General features: G+C 69.9%; 15 protein-coding genes and 1 pseudogene. 9 read left to right on the top strand and 7 right to left on the bottom strand.

Annotated features, from left to right (window positions below):
• Positions 1–268: 268 nt before the first annotated feature.
• Positions 269–2158, bottom strand: coding sequence for a chromosomal replication initiator protein DnaA (gene dnaA, locus MUU72_RS09830; protein ID WP_308403802.1), 1890 nt, complete (start codon positions 2156–2158; stop codon positions 269–271).
• 375 nt (positions 2159–2533) lie between these two features.
• Between dnaA and rpmH the strand changes: the two genes are divergently transcribed.
• The 9 genes and pseudogenes from rpmH (at position 2534) to MUU72_RS09785 (ending at position 9386) form a co-directional block, all read left to right on the top strand.
• Positions 2534–2671: a 50S ribosomal protein L34 gene (gene rpmH / locus MUU72_RS09825; protein WP_003956500.1), complete on the top strand. Its 138-nt coding sequence runs from the start codon at positions 2534–2536 to the stop codon at positions 2669–2671.
• A gap of 23 nt (positions 2672–2694) precedes the next feature.
• Positions 2695–3063 (top strand): annotated as a pseudogene (gene rnpA / locus MUU72_RS09820) (ribonuclease P protein component); the annotation flags it as partial.
• Positions 3064–3146: 83 nt separating this feature from the next.
• Positions 3147–3464 (top strand): membrane protein insertion efficiency factor YidD, encoded by a 318-nt coding sequence (gene yidD, locus MUU72_RS09815; RefSeq protein ID WP_248012778.1) that lies wholly within the window; start codon positions 3147–3149, stop codon positions 3462–3464.
• Positions 3465–3467: 3 nt separating this feature from the next.
• On the top strand, positions 3468–4604 hold the full coding sequence (yidC, locus tag MUU72_RS09810) for a membrane protein insertase YidC (RefSeq protein WP_248012777.1): 1137 nt from the start codon (positions 3468–3470) through the stop codon (positions 4602–4604).
• A 14-nt stretch (positions 4605–4618) separates the two neighbouring features.
• Positions 4619–5125, top strand: coding sequence for a Jag family protein (locus MUU72_RS09805; protein WP_248012776.1), 507 nt, complete (start codon positions 4619–4621; stop codon positions 5123–5125).
• Between the two features lie 133 nt (positions 5126–5258).
• Entirely contained in the window at positions 5259–5984 is a 726-nt protein-coding gene (gene rsmG, locus MUU72_RS09800) for a 16S rRNA (guanine(527)-N(7))-methyltransferase RsmG (protein ID WP_248012775.1), read from the top strand.
• 307 nt (positions 5985–6291) lie between these two features.
• Positions 6292–7359, top strand: a complete 1068-nt coding sequence (locus tag MUU72_RS09795; RefSeq protein WP_282503865.1) for an AAA family ATPase — start codon at positions 6292–6294, stop codon at positions 7357–7359.
• Positions 7356–8450, top strand: coding sequence for a ParB/RepB/Spo0J family partition protein (locus MUU72_RS09790; RefSeq protein WP_248012774.1), 1095 nt, complete (start codon positions 7356–7358; stop codon positions 8448–8450). Before MUU72_RS09795 ends, MUU72_RS09790 begins: the two co-directional genes overlap by 4 nt.
• 318 nt (positions 8451–8768) lie before the next feature.
• Positions 8769–9386, top strand: a complete 618-nt coding sequence (locus MUU72_RS09785) for a GNAT family N-acetyltransferase (RefSeq protein ID WP_248012773.1) — start codon at positions 8769–8771, stop codon at positions 9384–9386.
• A gap of 88 nt (positions 9387–9474) precedes the next feature.
• On the opposite strand, the gene trxA is transcribed toward MUU72_RS09785, so the two are convergent.
• From trxA to murJ, 6 genes are all read right to left on the bottom strand, one after another.
• Positions 9475–9801, bottom strand: coding sequence for a thioredoxin (trxA, locus tag MUU72_RS09780; RefSeq protein ID WP_248012772.1), 327 nt, complete (start codon positions 9799–9801; stop codon positions 9475–9477).
• Between the two features lie 48 nt (positions 9802–9849).
• On the bottom strand, positions 9850–10824 hold the full coding sequence (trxB, locus tag MUU72_RS09775) for a thioredoxin-disulfide reductase (protein ID WP_248012771.1): 975 nt from the start codon (positions 10822–10824) through the stop codon (positions 9850–9852).
• A gap of 113 nt (positions 10825–10937) precedes the next feature.
• A complete protein-coding gene (locus MUU72_RS09770; RefSeq protein ID WP_505016663.1) occupies positions 10938–11993 on the bottom strand; it encodes an anti-sigma factor family protein in 1056 nt (351 codons plus the stop codon).
• Entirely contained in the window at positions 11990–12685 is a 696-nt protein-coding gene (sigM, locus tag MUU72_RS09765; protein WP_248012770.1) for an RNA polymerase sigma factor SigM, read from the bottom strand. Before sigM ends, MUU72_RS09770 begins: the two co-directional genes overlap by 4 nt.
• 185 nt (positions 12686–12870) lie before the next feature.
• Positions 12871–14580 carry a protein kinase family protein gene (locus MUU72_RS09760; protein WP_248012769.1) on the bottom strand — a complete coding sequence of 570 codons (1710 nt, stop codon included), beginning with the start codon at positions 14578–14580 and terminating at the stop codon, positions 12871–12873.
• A gap of 107 nt (positions 14581–14687) precedes the next feature.
• Positions 14688–16889: a murein biosynthesis integral membrane protein MurJ gene (gene murJ / locus MUU72_RS09755; protein ID WP_248012768.1), complete on the bottom strand. Its 2202-nt coding sequence runs from the start codon at positions 16887–16889 to the stop codon at positions 14688–14690.

Raw genomic sequence — 16889 nt, 5'->3', positions numbered from 1 at the left:
CCCAATCTGTGGAGAGAGGCCGTGACCTCCCCGGGAATCGAACAGCGCCGGGCGCCTTCCACAGGCTCGGGACGGCCGCCGGCGCTGCGGACGCCCGCCCGGACCGCCCGCGAACGCCTTCCGGAAGCCGCTCCGCCGGGTGTGTCCGGGCCCCGCGGACGCTTCCCCACCGCCGCTCGGCAGGGCCCCCGGGCCCGTACGGCGAAGGGCGCCCCGGGAGGGGATCCCGGAGCGCCCTGGACGGCGGTGGCGGCCGGCGGGCCGCCCGTCAGCCGTTCTTGATGCGGTTGGTCAGCTCGGTGACCTGGTTGTAGATGGAGCGCCGCTCGGCCATCAGCGCACGGATCTTGCGGTCGGCGTGCATCACGGTGGTGTGGTCGCGGCCGCCGAACTGCGCGCCGATCTTCGGCAGCGAGAGATCGGTCAGCTCCCGGCACAGGTACATGGCGATCTGGCGGGCCGTCACCAGCACCCGGCTGCGCGAGGAACCGCACAGGTCGTCCACGGTCAGCCCGAAGTAGTCGGCGGTCGAGGCCATGATCGCGGTCGCGGTGATCTCCGGCGCGGTGTCCTCACCGCCGGGGATCAGGTCCTTCAGCACGATCTCGGTGAGCCCCAGGTCCACCGGCTGCCGGTTGAGCGACGCGAACGCCGTCACCCGGATCAGCGCGCCCTCCAGCTCGCGGATGTTGCGCGAGATCCGCGAGGCGATGAACTCCAGCACCTCCGGCGGCGCGTTCAGCTGCTCCTGCACCGCCTTCTTGCGGAGGATCGCGATCCGGGTCTCCAGCTCGGGCGGCTGGACGTCGGTGATCAGACCCCACTCGAAGCGGTTGCGCAGCCGGTCCTCCAGGGTGACCAGCTGCTTGGGCGGCCGGTCACTGGAGAGCACGATCTGCTTGTTGGCGTTGTGCAGGGTGTTGAAGGTGTGGAAGAACTCCTCCTGCGTCGACTCCTTGCTCGCCAGGAACTGGATGTCGTCGACGAGCAGGATGTCCATGTCCCGGTAGCGCTTGCGGAACGCGTCCGCCTTGCCGTCCCGGATGGAGTTGATGAACTCGTTGGTGAACTCCTCCGAGCTCACGTACCGCACCCGGGTCCCCGGGTAGAGGCTGCGTGCGTAGTGCCCGATCGCGTGCAGCAGGTGGGTCTTGCCGAGGCCGGACTCCCCGTAGATGAACAGCGGGTTGTACGCCTTGGCCGGCGCCTCGGCGACCGCGACCGCCGCGGCGTGCGCGAAGCGGTTGGACGCGCCGATGACGAAGGTGTCGAACAGGTACTTCGGGTTCAGCCGCGCGGTCGGCTCGCCGGGGCCGGTCGCCGGCGCGGGCTGCGCGGCGAGCGGACCGGGGGCGCCGCTGGGCGCGGGCAGCGGGGAACCGGGCCCGCCGGGCCGGCCGCCGGGCGGCGGCAGCTCGGGGAGGTCGCGCCGCTGCTGCTCGTACGGCGGGCGCGGCCCTTCCGGGGGGCGCGGCGCGCCGCGGTCCGGCCCCTGGGGGCGGTAGTCGTTCGGGTGCTGCTGGAGGTGCGCGGGCGGCGAGGAGCCGTACGGCTCGCGCCACTGCTCCGAGGACGTCTCGCGCTCGGGGTACCCGCCGTGGTGCTGCTGCCAGCCGTACTCCTCGCGCGGGCCGACCGTGTCGGCGACCGAGTGCTGCGGCCAGGCGCCGGGCTCGTGCCGCGGCTGCTGCGGGTAGTCCGGGTACGCGGGACGGACGGTGGGGAGGTCGTCGCCCTGGTGCCCGTATCCCTGCCGGGCGTCGTGGCGGGGGTCGTGGCGGGCGTCGTGGCGCGCGTCATAGCTGTCATAGCCGTCGCGCTGCGGCTGCGGGTGCTGGCCGTGCTGCTGCTGGGGCGGGGCGGGCGGCTGGGCCGGCGGCTCCTCGGAGGAGTCGTCGACGGTGATCGCGATCCGGATCGGGCGCCCGCACTCGTGGCTGAGCGCCTCGCCGATCAGCGGTGCCAGCCGGCCTTCGAGCACGCCCTTGGCGAACTCGTTGGGGACGGCGAGCAGGGCGGTGTCCGCGACCAGCGCCAGGGGCTGGGTCCGCTTGAGCCAGTCCTGGTCCTTGGGCTTGAGGCCATCGGCCTCGGCCCGCAGGAGGTGATCGAGTACGCGTGGCCACACTGCGGCAAGATCGGCAGGTACATCAGCCACAGGGCACGCTCTCTCACAGTCCCACGAATGTGTGATTCTCAGGACGGCCGGGAAGGAAATGGAGTTCAGCCACGGTAGTCAGGGCGGGCCTGGGGATTCAAGTTGTTGTCCACAGGCTGTGCATAGTGTGTCCTGGCGGCGGCTCTGCGCACCGTCCGGGAGCTGGTTTGACCGGATGGCGCAGCCCCGCGTACCGTGAACCGGTCGAGTTGTCGATGGCTGCTGCCGCCTGCCTCCGATGGGCAAAGATCGCGCTCTCGTGATCGTGTAGCGGTGCACTCGGGCGTGGCGAGCTACTCGTGGGCGCACGGTGACAGCCAGTCGACGCCCCACATCCGTCTCGTAAGAGACATCAAAGATTCCTGGAGCCCCCGAGTGAGCAAGCGCACCTTCCAGCCGAACAACCGCCGTCGCGCGAAGACCCACGGCTTCCGTCTGCGCATGCGGACCCGTGCCGGCCGCGCGATCCTCGCGTCGCGCCGCAGCAAGGGTCGCGCCCGCCTGTCGGCCTGAGCAGCCTGACCTAGGTCCATGACGTGCTGCCTACCGAAAATCGGCTGAGGCGGCGCGAGGACTTCGCGGCCGCGGTACGCCGGGGACGCAGGGCCGGGCGCCCGCTCCTTGTCGTTCATTGCCGTAGCGGTGCAACGGACCCGCACGCAGCGGGGGGAACTGTTCCCCCGGCGCGTGCGGGTTTCGTCGTCAGCAAGGCCGTTGGTATCGCGGTCGTCCGCAACAAGGTCAAGCGGCGGCTGCGCCATCTCGTGCGCGATCGGCTGGACCGGCTGCCCGCCGGTAGCCTGGTTGTCGTACGGGCCTTGCCCGGCGCGGGCGCGGCCGAATACGACCAGCTGGCCCGCGACCTGGACGCCGCTCTGGAGCGGCTGCTGGGAGGGGCGCCGAAAGGCAGCGATCCCACCGGCACGGCAACCGGCGGCAGAGCCGTCGACCCCCGGGCTCCCGGACGGGACCCGGGAGGGAGCGCACAGTGAAGTACCCGCTGCTGCTTTTGATCAAGATCTACCAGTGGACCATCAGCCCCCTGCTGGGCCCGGTCTGCAAGTACTACCCGTCGTGTTCGCACTATGGCTACACCGCCATCGACCGGCACGGCGCGGTGAAGGGGACTGCGCTGACCGCTTGGCGCATCCTGCGGTGCAATCCGTGGTCGCTCGGTGGCGTCGACCACGTCCCTCCCCGGAAGCGTCCGGTTTGGCATCAGCGGCTGAGGAGCCGCCTGGGCGGGCCTGCCGTCCCTGAGCCTGTCGCCCAGCCCGAGACTCAGCCCAACGCCCAAGGAGCCTGATTCGTGGACACGATCCTCAAACCTCTTTATTACGCAGTTTCCTGGATCATCGTCCAGTTCCACTCGTTCTTCGGCCTGTTCTTCGATCCGGACAGTGGAGCTGCGTGGGGTCTGTCCATCGTCTCGCTGGTGGTGCTGATCCGTGTCTGCCTGATCCCGCTCTTCGTGAAGCAGATCAAGTCGACGCGGAACATGCAGGCGCTCCAGCCGAAGATGAAGGCGATCCAGGAGCGCTACAAGAGCGACAAGCAGCGCCAGTCCGAAGAGATGATGAAGCTCTACAAGGAGACGGGCACCAACCCGCTCTCGAGCTGTCTCCCGATCCTGGCGCAGTCCCCGTTCTTCATCTCGCTGTACCAGGTCCTCAGCCACATCGCGCAGAACAAGACCGTCGGCTTCATCGACCCGACGCTGCTGGCCAGCGCGCAGAAGGCGCACATCTTCGGTGCCCCGCTCGCGGCCAAGTTCATGGACAGCGCGGAGAAGATCCAGAGCCTGGGCGCCTCGCTGACCGATGTCCGCGTGGTCACGATCATCATGATCGTCCTGATGTCGGCGTCGCAGTTCTACACCCAGCGCCAGCTGATGACGAAGAACGTCGACCTCACGGTGAAGACGCCGTTCATGCAGCAGCAGAAGATGCTGATGTACGTCTTCCCGGTCATGTTCGCCGTCTTCGGCATCAACTTCCCCGTCGGTGTCCTCGTCTACTGGCTGACCACCAACGTGTGGACCATGGGCCAGCAGATGTTCGTCATCCGCCGCAACCCCACCCCGGGCAGCAAGGCGTTCACCGAGCGCCAGGAGCGGCTGCGGGCCAAGGGCAAGCTGGTCGAGAGCCCCGCCGAGGTCGCCGCGAAGAAGGCCGCCGAGGAGGCGCGCCAGAACCGCCAGCAGCCCAAGCGGCAGCCGAAGGCCAAGCGCCAGACCGGTGCGAGCGCGCCGAGCGGTGCCCCGCAGAGCCGCACGCGGGCCAGTTCCTCGGCGAACGGCACCACCGCCGAGGGCAGCGGTACGGCCGCGCAGGACGACAAGGGGAAGGGTGGGGCGTCCGCCAAGGGCGCTGCCTCCGGGTCCCGTAACACCAAGTCCGGACAGCGCAAGGGCCAGCAGCGCCCCAAGCACCCGTCCAAGAAGTAAGAAGGAGTCCTTACGTGACGGACACGACCCCTGGCACCAAGGGCGCCGACACCCTGACCCGCCTGGAGCAGGAAGGCGAGATCGCGGCCGACTACCTGGAGGGTCTGCTGGACATCGCGGACCTCGACGGGGACATCGACATGGACGTCGAGGCCGACCGCGCCTCGGTGTCGATCATCGGCGACTCGTCCAGCCGCGATCTCCAGAAGCTGGTCGGCCGGGACGGTGAGGTGCTGGAGGCGCTCCAGGAGCTGACGCGGCTGGCGGTGCTCCGCGAGACCGGCGACCGCAGCCGTCTGATGCTGGACATCGGCGGCTTCCGGGCGCGGAAGCGCGAGGAGCTCGCCAAGATCGGCGAGAGCGCCGCGGAGGAGGCCAGGAGCACCGGCCAGCCGGTCAAGCTGGACCCGATGACGCCGTTCGAGCGCAAGGTCGTGCACGACGCGGTCGCCGCGGCCGGGCTGCGGAGCGAGTCCGAGGGTGAGGAGCCGGAGCGCCGCGTGGTGGTCCTCCCGGCCTGACGCTTCGTGCGCAGTCTTACTTTGGCCCCGTCTGCTCGCAGGCGGGGCCAAAACTTGTCAGCCTTCTGTGTTATCCCCGGTGGTACGGCCGGGATCCCGGCAGGAAAAGCAGTCCAGAGGAAGGGCGGTTCCCGTGACGGAGGCATCAGCGGAGCTCCCTCCCGCGCCGAAAGCGGCGCAGGAGGTTTTCGGCGAGCGCTTTGCGGAGGCCGTGCGGTACGGCGAACTGCTCGCCGACGCGGGGGTGAAGCGCGGGCTGATCGGCCCGCGCGAGGTGCCACGGCTGTGGGAGCGGCATCTGCTGAACTGCGCGGTGCTCTCCGAGGTGGTCCCCGAGGGCGTCTCGGTCTGTGACGTCGGCTCGGGCGCCGGGCTGCCCGGCATTCCGCTGGCGCTGGTGCGCCCGGACCTCAAGATCACGCTCCTGGAGCCGCTGCTGCGGCGGACGAATTTCCTCCAGGAGGTCGTGGAGCTGCTCGGTCTGGACCACGTCACGGTCGTCCGCGGCCGGGCGGAAGAGGTCATGGGCAAGCTTCCCCAGGTCCATGTGGTGACCGCGCGGGCCGTCGCGCCGCTCGACCGGCTGGCCGGCTGGGGCGTGCCGCTGCTCCGTCCTTACGGGCAGATGCTGGCGCTCAAGGGCGACACCGCGGAGGAAGAGCTGAAGGCCTCCCGGGCCGCGCTGAGCAAGCTCGGTGTGGTGGACACGTCGATCGTGCAGGTCGGTGAGGGCGTGGTGGATCCGCTGTCGACCGTGGTGCGGGTCGAGGTGGGCGAGAGCCCGGGCGGGGTGCGCTTCGCGGCCAAGCGGGCGAAGGCGGCGCGGACCAGCCGTGCGTCGCGGGGCCGCCGGCGCTGAAGCGGCGATACCGCAGGGGTCCGGACGGGATTCCTGCGGTGCGCGCGGAGGCATCCGCGGAACAGCGGACAGGGCGCATTCCGCGGGCGCTACAAAAAGCCACAAGACGGAGTGTCGCGGCTTAATCGGACGCGGCGCTGGCATCGTGTTTCACGTGAAACGTCGTTCTCTGCTGCAAGGGATCATCAGCCGCGGTCGTGCGGCTGCCGCACCGCACGACCGGAAACCCACACGGGTCACGGATCTCTCCACAGGCGCGGCTTCATCCACAGGAGAACGGACCTCACTGGTTCGCGAAGCCGGAAGCATGGCAGGCTCTCACCATTGTGAGCCTGATGTCGAGGAGAGTGAATCCTTGCGGTCCGACGCCAACACCGCGGGACCGATGACCGATCCGGTCCCCGGTCCCCGTCATGAGTCGTTCGGGGACGACGTTTCACGTGAAACGCCGCCCCCGATGGACAACACACCGGTAGGTCGCGCGGCGCAGCTGGCGGTAGGGGCGATGGGCCGCGCGGGAGAACTGCCCCGGCCTGAAGAGACCCGGGTCATCGTGGTCGCCAATCAGAAGGGCGGGGTCGGCAAGACCACCACCACGGTGAACATCGCGGCGTCGCTGGCCCTGCACGGCGCCCGGGTCCTGGTGATCGACCTCGATCCGCAAGGCAATGCGTCGACCGCGCTGGGCATCGACCACCACGCCGAAGTGCCGTCCATCTATGACGTGCTGGTCGAGAGCAAGCCACTCTCCGACGTCGTGCAGCCGGTGGTCGAGGTGGAGGGGCTCTTCTGCGCTCCCGCCACCATCGACCTGGCCGGCGCCGAGATCGAACTGGTCTCGCTGGTGGCACGGGAAAGCCGGCTGGACCGCGCCATCAAGGCGTACGAACAGCCGCTGGACTACATCCTCATCGACTGTCCGCCCTCGCTCGGTCTGCTGACCGTCAATGCGCTGGTCGCCGGCGCCGAGGTGCTGATCCCGATCCAGTGCGAGTACTACGCGCTGGAGGGCCTGGGGCAGTTGCTGCGGAACGTCGAGCTGGTGCGGGGGCACCTCAACCCCAAGCTCCATGTCTCGACGATCCTGCTCACCATGTACGACGGACGTACTCGCCTGGCCTCCCAGGTCGCCGACGAGGTGCGCAGCCACTTCGGCAACGAGGTGCTCCGGACGAGCATCCCCCGCTCGGTACGGATCTCCGAGGCACCGAGTTACGGGCAGACGGTGCTCACCTATGACCCCGGATCCAGTGGCGCGCTGTCGTATCTGGAGGCGGCCCGGGAGATGGCGCTGCGGGGGGTTTCGCAGCCCGGGGAGCAGGGCCTGAGTGTGAACTACCAAGCACAGCACAGCATCTCGGAGGGGACTCAGTGAGCGAACGACGTAGGGGGCTGGGCCGCGGGCTCGGTGCGCTGATCCCCGCGGCACCGCAGAGCACGGATCAGGCCGGGCCGGCGGTGGGAAGGGGAACGACGTCACCGTCGTCCGTACCGGTTCTGGCTCCGGACCGCGGGGTGGCGGCCGCCAAGGTGGCATCGCTGCCGACGCCCCATGTTTCACGTGAAACCGAAGCATCGGTCGGGGCCGAAAGAGCAAACGACCTCACGCAGGTGGCAGGTGCGCACTTCGCCGAGGTGCCGCTGGACGCGATCCGGCCCAACCCCCGGCAGCCGCGGGACGTGTTCGACGAGGATGCCCTCGCCGAACTGGTCACCTCCATCAAGGAGGTGGGCCTGCTCCAGCCGGTGGTGGTCCGCCAGACGGGGGCGGAGCGCTATGAGCTCATCATGGGCGAGCGGCGCTGGCGGGCCTGCCGTGAAGCGGGGCTGGAGCGCATCCCCGCGATTGTGCGGGCCACGGAAGACGAGCGGCTGCTGCTCGACGCGCTGCTGGAGAATCTGCACCGGGCGCAGCTGAACCCGCTGGAGGAGGCTGCTGCCTACGACCAGCTGCTGCGGGACTTCCAGTGCACGCATGACGAGCTGGCCGACCGGATCGGGCGGTCGCGTCCGCAGGTCACCAACACGCTGCGGCTGCTGCGGCTCTCGCCGACGGTGCAGAAGCGACTCGCGGCGGGTGTGCTCTCCGCCGGGCACGGCCGGGCTCTGCTCTCCGTCGACGACCCGGACGAGCAGGACAACCTGGCGCGGCGGATCGTGGCGGAGGGGCTGTCGGTCCGTTCGGTCGAGGAGATCGTGACGCTCATGGGGTCGAGCCCCACGGGCGCGGGCAAGGCCAAGAAGCCGCGGGCGGGTGCTCGGGTGTCCCCCGCGCTCACCGGTCTTGCTTCCCGGCTGTCCGACCGCTTCGAGACCCGGGTGAAGGTCGATCTTGGCCAGAAGAAGGGGAAGATCGTCGTCGAGTTCGCCTCCATGGAAGACCTTGAGCGCATCCTCGGAACGCTGGCTCCCGGTGAGGGGCCCGTCCTGGGGAAGGCGTCCGAGGAGGGCGACGCGGAGAAGTGAGCTGACTCGTGCGGCTCGTGGGCGGGCCGTGTTCCGTGCTGACAGCGGAACACGGCCCGCCCTTTGCTGTGCGGCGGTACCCGTGCCCGTAAAGGGTGGATACGATGCGATCGGGTATGGCACGCGTTCACCACACCTCCACGTGGAGAGACCTCACACCGAGGAGAGGGCCATGCGATCAGTGAGCCGCACCGGACTGCTGGCAGCGGGGTTCGGCCTCGCCGCTCTCGGAGGGTTCGTGGCTGGTCTGCTCAGAGAGCAGGCGGCGCTGACGGCGCTGCGCGGTGTGGCAGGCGAGGGAAGCGAGGACCTGGTTCCATGGGCCGTCGGCTCGTACCGCTCACGCTGGACAACCTTCCGGATCTCCCCAAGCGCTGTCGCTCCTGCGTCTTCTGGGAGCTCGATCCCGTCAGCGGTGAGGCCGCGGTAAAGGCGGGGCGACCGGAGCTGGAGAAGGAAGCCTGGATTTCAGCGGTCCTGCTGGAGTGGGGATCCTGCGGGCGCGTTGTCTATGTCGACGATGTGCCGGCCGGGTTCGTGATGTACGCCCCGCCGGCCTATGTCCCCCGCTCCACGGCTTTCCCCACCAGCCCCGTGTCCCCGGACGCGGTGCAGCTGCTGACGGCGTGGCTGACTCCTGGTTACCAGGGGCACGGTCTGGGCCGGGTGATGGTTCAGACGGTGGCCAAGGACCTCATCCAGCGGGGCTTCAAGGCCATCGAGGCGTTCGGCGATGCGCGCTGGACCGAGCCGGCGTGTGTGCTGCCCGCCGATCATCTCTTGGCGGTGGGGTTCAAGACTGTCCGTCCCCATCCCCGGTACCCGCGGCTGCGGCTCGAACTGCGCAGCACGATCTCGTGGAAGGAAGACGTGGAGCTTGCCCTGGACCGCTTGCTCGGAGCCGTGCAGAAGGAGCCGGCACTCCGCCCTCTCTAGGAGTGCCGCCGCGATGTTTCACGTGAAACCGAGCCGATGTTTCACGTGAAACATCGCGCTGGTTTCACGTGAAACGTTGCTGCGCGCCTCAGGCGAGGAAGTCCGCCAGGTCCTTCTCGATCGCGGCCTTGGGCTTGGCGCCGACGATGGTCTTGACGACCTCACCGCCCTGGTACACGTTCATGGTCGGGATCGACATGACGCCGTACTTGGCGGTGGTCGCCGGGTTCTCGTCGGTGTTCAGCTTGGCGATGACGATCTCGTCGTGCTCGGCGGCAATGGCCTCCAGGGACGGGGCGATCTGGCGGCACGGGCCGCACCAGGTGGCCCAGAAGTCCACGAGAACGGGCTTGTCGCTCTTGAGGACGACCTCTTCGAAGTTGTCGTCCGTCACGGTCACCGTGGCGCCGGCCATGGCTGTCTCCTTACTGGTGGGTGGGGTGGGAAGTTTGAGGGGCGCGGGTCAGGCGGAGGGGGTCTTCTCCGGCTCGGCCGTGGCCTCGCCGTCCGAGAGCGCCGCGAGGAACCGCTCGGCATCCAGGGCGGCGGAGCAGCCGGTGCCCGCCGCGGTGATCGCCTGGCGGTAGGTGTGGTCCACCACATCGCCGGCGGCGAAGACGCCCGCCAGGTTCGTCCGGGTGCTGGGCGCATCGACCTTGAGGTAACCCTCGTCGTCGAGGTTCAGCTGGCCCTTGAACAGCTCGGTCCGCGGGTCGTGGCCAATCGCGATGAACAGGCCGGTCACCGGAAGCTCCGAGGTCTCGCCCGTCTTGACGTTGCGCAGCGTCAGGCCGGAGAGCTTGTTGTCGCCGTGGACCTCGGCGACCTCGCTGTCCCAGACGAACTTGATCTTCGGGTCGGCGAAGGCGCGGTCCTGCATCGCCTTGCTCGCCCGCAGGGTGTCGCGGCGGTGGACCACCGTAACGGTCTTGGCGAAGCGCGACAGGAAGGTGGCCTCCTCCATCGCGGTGTCGCCACCGCCGATCACGGCGATGTCCTGGTCCTTGAAGAAGAACCCGTCGCAGGTCGCGCACCAGGAGACACCACGCCCGGACAGTTCGTCCTCACGCGGCAGGCCGAGCTTGCGGTGCTGGGAGCCGGTGGCGACGATGACGGCCTTGGCGCGGTGCACCGTGCCCGTGGTGTCGGTGACGGTCTTGATCTCCTCGGAGAGGTCGACCGAGACGATGTCGTCCGGCACCAGCTCCGCGCCGAAGCGCTCGGCCTGGGCGCGCATGTTGTCCATCAGGTCCGGACCCATGATGCCGTCGCGGAAGCCCGGGAAGTTCTCCACGTCGGTGGTGTTCATCAGCGCACCGCCGGCGGTGACGGCGCCTTCGAAGACGAGCGGCTTCAGGGACGCGCGGGCGGTGTAGAGCGCTGCGGTATAGCCCGCGGGCCCGGAGCCGATGATGATCACGTTGCGGACGTCGCTCACGGGTGTCTTCCTTGTCTCTGCCGACGGCTTGCTGGGGTCTCGGAACTCTCACCCCACCCAACGGATCCTAAGGGGCGAGCATTCCCGGAGTGCCACAGCGCACATGCCGTCGTTCAGTCTCGCCGGTATGAGTGGGTCAGCATGACCTTCCCGGGGGCCGGCGGGGTGGCCGAGACGCATGAGGCAGTGACGACGTAGGCGGAGACACGCTGGGGGTCGGACGGGTCCGGCAGCACGACCAGGAAGGCGTCCTTCCCTTCATAGGTGCTGCGGGTCGAGGCAAGGGGGGTCTCGGGGCGGCCGATGCCCTGGCGCACACAGGACGGAACGGTGTCGGTACCGCCGCGCAGCGGCGTCTCGGTGGAGCTGCGGGTGCCGAACTCCGGGCCGTTGTGTGCCTTCTTGGTGGCGAGCAACGCATGGACATGCGAGCCGAGCGTCCCGGCGGTCAGAACGGACGGGCCTCCGCCGCTCGCCGACGAGCCGCTGTCCTGCTTGGTGGTCTGGACGGCGCTCGTTCCCGAGCTCTGGAGGAGCAGTCCGCCGACACCGAGCACAGCCGCCGCGGCCGCGGCGCCGAGCAGCGCGCGGGGCCACCGCCGCGTACGTGCCGAGCGGCGGCCAGGCGACTGGCGGCCCGGCCCGGAAGTCCCGCGCCCGCGCCCGGCCGGAGGAGCCGCCGAAGCTGCGCGGGCAGGCGCCGGCACGCTGGTTTCACGTGAAACAGCGTCGGGCTGCGTCGATGTTTCACGTGAAACAAGGGTGGGGTCGGCCGATGTTTCACGTGAAACGGAGGTTGAGCCGCCCGGTGTTTCACGTGAAACCAGATCGTCGTCGAGCGATGTTTCACGTGAAACGGGAGCGTGGCCGGTCGATGTTTCACGTGAAACCCGTGCCTCGTTGTCGGCTGCGGCAGAGCTCAGCAGTGCCTCGGCGGCCAGGGCTGCATCGATGCGTTCGGCGACATCGGCCGGCATGCGTGCCGGGCCGGGCAGCGTTCCGAGCAGTCCCCGGATCTCCTCCAGTGACGCATGGACGTCTTCGCACAGCGCGCACCCGGCGAGGTGGTCCCGCAGTTCCGCGGTACGTGCGGGAGAGAGCAACCCGTCCGTGAGATCGGAGATCTCGGAGACCTCCGGGTGCTCGCCTGCGCCGGTCATCGACGTCACGCTCGCCCACCTCCGCCCTTCACGGCCCCTGTGCCCTTCGGTCCTGCCGTCGGTGGGACGGATGTCCCCTGCGCCCGGTTCCTTCCCCCGCCCGCCGGATCGCTACCCCTGCCGTCGCCGCGCAGATGGGTGACCAACGGCAGCAGGCGCGCGCGTCCTCGTGCGCAGCGGCTTTTCACCGTGCCGGTCGGAACGCCGAGGATCGCGGCGGTCTCGGCGACGGAATACCCCTGCATGTCGACTAGGACGAGCGCGGCACGCTGTTCCTCGGGGAGGGTGCGCAGCGCGACGAGCAGTTCCCGGTGCAGATCATGGCGCTCGGCCGGAAGCGCGGCGGACTCCTCCGGTTCGAGGAGCTGCTCCAGCCGCTCGGTCTCCGCGACCGGGGAAGTGCGCCGCGAGGCGGCCTTGCGCGCCCGGTCCAGGCAGGCATTGACCGTGATGCGGTGGAGCCAGGTCGTCACGGCAGACTGGCCGCGGAAGGAGGAGGCCGCCCGGTAGGCGGAGACCAGCGCGTCCTGCACGGCATCGGCGGCTTCTTCCCGATCACCGAGGGTGCGCAGAGCGACGGCCCAGAGCCGGTCGCGGTGCCGCCGGACGATCTCCCCGAAGGCATCGGGGTCGCCCTTTACGTGCAGCGCAAGGAGATCGGCGTCGGTTGGTGTCGAAGCCTTGTCGCTGTCGGTGGACACGGGCCCCCCGGCCGTAGCTGCCTGATCTCGGTCCCATTGAAGCCCGCCGGGTGACGAAAGTAAATGCTGGGCGAGCCACCTCCCGGACCGGAAATGATCTCGGTGGAGCGACGGGGCGCGGCGCCGGATGCCGACCGGTGCCCGGTCGCATTCCGTCGCCGCGCCCCGTCGGACGGCGTGCCTGTTCAGCTGGTGAAGGAGACCTCCGTCACGCCCTGCTTGTAACCGGTGCCGCTGTAGTCGTCGGCCTCCGAGTAGGGCATCGCGGTGATCCACACGACGACATAGCGCGCCTTCGCCGGCGACTTCAGCGTGACCTTGGCGGTGCTGCCCGAGGTCTTGCCCGTACCGAGCTCGCGCATGGAGCTCAGCGGCTCGGACGGCGAGAGGGAGTTGGCGGCGTAGAGCGTCACCGTCGTGTGGTCGCCGACGTAGTGCAGCCCGATCGACGCGGTGCTTATCTGCTGCGACGAGCCGAGGTCGTAGACCAGGCCGACGCCCTTCTTGAAGGCCGGGTTGAGGTCCGGGCCCTCGCGGTAGCTCTTGCTGCGCCAGTAGGTGGCGGGGTCGCCGTCGTAGGTGGCCCGTGCCTGGTCGGGGTGTTGCGGCTGGCCGTCCGGGTAGTACTCGGCGCCGTCCTCGATCTTGACCGGCTTGCCGTCGGGCTTCTTGGCGGCGCCGCCGGCGGTCTGCGAGCTTCCCGGGTTGTCCGGGTCGTTCTCCCGCTTGAGCAGGGTGTCGGCCAGCTGCCAGCTGCCCAGGCCCAGCGCCGCGATCAGCAGTGCGGACACCGACCACTTCAGCGCCTTGCCGGTGCGGCTCTGGAGCGGGGGCGGGGGTGCGGCCACCGGCTGTGTCGCCCTGACGGCCTGGCCGCTGCGGGCGGCCGGCTGCCCGTAGGAACCCGTGCGCTGGTAGGGCGGCGGGGTCGTGAACGCGGTCTCCGGAGGCCGGATGCGGGGCATCGCGGCAACGGCCTTGGCCAGCTCCTCCGGCGTGGTGCAGGGCGGCTCCTGGCGGGACGCGGTGGCGCCGTCGTTCACCAGCGCCCGCATGGCCAGCTCGGACAGCCCCCGGTGCACGCCCGCCCGCACCTGGTCGGGCGCGATCAGCCCGACACCCTTGGGGAGCCCGGTGAGGCCGTAGGCGTCGTTCTCGTACGGCCAGCGCTGGGTGAGGGCGGCGTACAGCAGCGCGCCGATCGCCTCGGTGTCCGTGCGCTGCGGGTGCTCGCAGGTGATGCCGCGCAGTGCGGCCATGACCGCGAGGCCGCGGATGCGGTACTGGCCGGCCTCCGTGCGCAGCACCGAGCCCGGGGTCAGCCGGAGGTGGGCCAGGCCCTCGCGGTGGGCGGCGGCCATGGCCTGGGAGACCTGGCTGACGAGCTGGTAGGCGTCGTGCGGTTCGAGGGGGCCGTTGGCCAGGACGGTGGCCAGCTCGACGGCGTCCGGGAGCCACTCGTGGACGACGTAGACCAGGTCGTTGTCCTCGACGGCGTCGAGGACCTGGACGAAGCGGGGATCACCGAGGAGCGCGGAGGACCGGGCGGCCGAGAGGACCGGCCGGGCCCGGGGGTGGTCGGCGGGCAGGACGTGCACCCCGACGGCCCGTCGGAGCTTCTCGTCCACCGCACGCCAGCTGCTGAATCCGTCCAGACGGGTGACGCACTCCTCAAGGCGGTACCGTCTGGCGAGCTTGTGGCCGCTGTGGAGTTCTGGTGGCTCGGGATCGGCCGCACTGGCACCTTCCTCGCCGGTGCGTGGGGCGTCCTGTTCCCTGCCGGATACCTTCTCGGCCTCCGCACCGTCGTCCGTGGCCTGACCCGCCTTGGCGGTCAGCGGCTCCTCGCCGCTCGTGTCGGCCACGTCGACGGCAGCCGTGCTCCGTTCCGCCACCGTCGTTCCTGCCTCCCCATCCGTTGCAGGCTCAATGAGCCAAGACAATTGTGCCCACAGTCCGCCACTATGCACGACACACGGTGGCAGCCGATGGTTGTGCCCGATCAGCGTCCCAGCTTGGACCTGACCATGCCGACCAGCGCGTTCAGTTCCTCGATGCGCATCTTTCGGGCGGCGAGGTAGAAGACGCCCAGAAGTGCGGCGCCTCCGACGATCAGTGCGGCCAGCGAGCCGAGGAATCCGCTGCCGAGGGTCTGCATCAGGGCGTACACCAGCACGCCCGAGATGATCGTGGCCGGGATGCTGGCGCCGGCCAGCCGTGCGTAGGTCCGCACGACGTGCGGGGTGTCCAGGTCGCCGCCCATCCGCTTGCTCAGGCGGCGCCAGGCGACGCCGACGCCGATGACGTAGGCCAGGCCGTAGGACGCCGCCATACCGATCACTGCCCAGCGGGCGGGCAGGACCAGGAAGCAGAGCGCGGAGGCCGCGGCGTTGACGGCCGCGACGATCACCGTGTTGTAGAAGGGGGTGCGGGTGTCCTCGTACGCGTAGAAGGCGCGCAGGACGACGTACTGCACCGAGAAGGGGATCAGGCCCACGCCGAAGGCCATCAGCATGTACCCCATCGGGATGCCGGCGCCGGACGAGCCGTAGACCAGCGTGCACAGCGGGATGCCGAGGGAGAGGAACCCGAACGAGATCGGGACGATGGCGACGGCCGAGGTGCGCAGCCCCTGGGACATGTCGTCCCGGACCGCGCCGGTGTCGCCGTCATGGGCGGAGCGCGCCAGGCGCGGCAGCAGCGCCGCCATGACCGAGACGGTGATGATCGCCTGCGGCATGTTCCAGATCAGCTGGGCGCTGGCGTAGGAGATGAAGCCGGTGCCCGGGTGGCCCTGCCGGTCCGCGGTGTTGCCCGCCCAGGTGGACAGCTGCGTGACGACCAGGACGCCGGCCTGGTTGGCGAGGACGAACAGGACGGTCCACTTGGCGAGCTTGGCGGCCTTGCCGAGGCCGTGGCCGCGCCAGTCGAAGCGGAGCCGCAGGGTGAAGTCGGCGTCGCGCAGGTACGGGATCATCGCCAGCGCCTGGACGACCAGGCCCAGGAGGGTGCCGATGCCGAGCAGCCGGATGCCCTCGTCGGGGATGGTGGTGACGCCGATGTGCGAGGTCTTCGCCGTGCCGTAGACCCAGATGAACAGGCCGAAGGTGGCGATCATGACGATGTTGTTGAGGACCGGGGTCCACATCATCGCGCCGAAGCGGCCGCGGGCGTTGAGGATCTGGCCCATCACGACGTGCAGGCCCATGAAGAAGATCGTGGGCACGCAGTAGCGGGTGAAGGCGACCGCGACCTCGTTGGCCGCCGGATCGCGGGAGATGTCGAACGAGACCAGTTTCACCAGCAGCGGTGCGGCGAACACCGCCAATATCGTCAGCACGCCGAGCACGACGATGACCAGGGTGAGCAGCCGGTTGGCGTACGCCTCGCCGCCGTCGTCGTCCTCCTTCATGGCGCGGACGAGCTGCGGCACGAAGACGGAGTTCAGACCGCCGCCGATGGTCAGGATGAAGATCATCGTCGGCAGCTGGTAGGCGACCTGCCAGGAGTCGCCGAGCACCGCGCCGCCGAGCGCCGCGACGATCAGCGCCGAGCGGACGAAACCGGTGAGCCGGGACACCATCGTGCCGGCGGCCATCACGGCGCTGGACTTCAGCAGCCCGGAGGCGCGGCCGCCCGACTGCTTGCCGGCCGCCGCCACGGGCGCGGGCTCCGGCTCGGCCTCCTCGACGGTCTGCTGCACCACCGGCTCGGGGCCGGGGACCACCGCGGGGGCCTGCTGCGCCATGGGCGCGGGGGCGGTGGGCGGGGCCTGGTAGGGCTGCTGCTGGTCCCGGTAGAGGTGCGCGAACGCGTCCCGCTCCGGGCGCTCACCGCCGCCCTGGGCCATCAGCGCGTCGCCGCCGGGGAACTGCACCGTCGCGTCGGCGTCGCCGTAGGCGAGATCGTGCGGCGGTGCGTGCGGCTCCGCCGGCGCGGGCGGGGCCCACTGCTGCTGCGGCGGCCCGGACGGCTGCTGGTAGAGGGGGTGTGCGGGGCCGGGGGGCGGCGGGGGCGCGGGGTGGTCGTAGCGCGGCCCGGCGGCCGGGCCCTGGGCGGCGTGGCCGGGGGCCCGGTGGTCGTCGCGGTACGGGTCCTGGACGTAGGGGTCCTGGTCCGCGGGCGGCGGCGGCGTCGGAGGGACCGCCCCCGAGGGATCGCCATGGGCGCCCCGGTCGCGGCCACCGTCATACGGCGCATTCAT

The organism is Streptomyces rhizoryzae (genome assembly GCF_023155275.1).
GTDB lineage: Bacteria > Actinomycetota > Actinomycetes > Streptomycetales > Streptomycetaceae > Streptomyces > Streptomyces rhizoryzae.
Note: the sequence above shows the minus strand (reverse complement) of the source record. Positions and strands in the feature narration are given on the sequence as shown.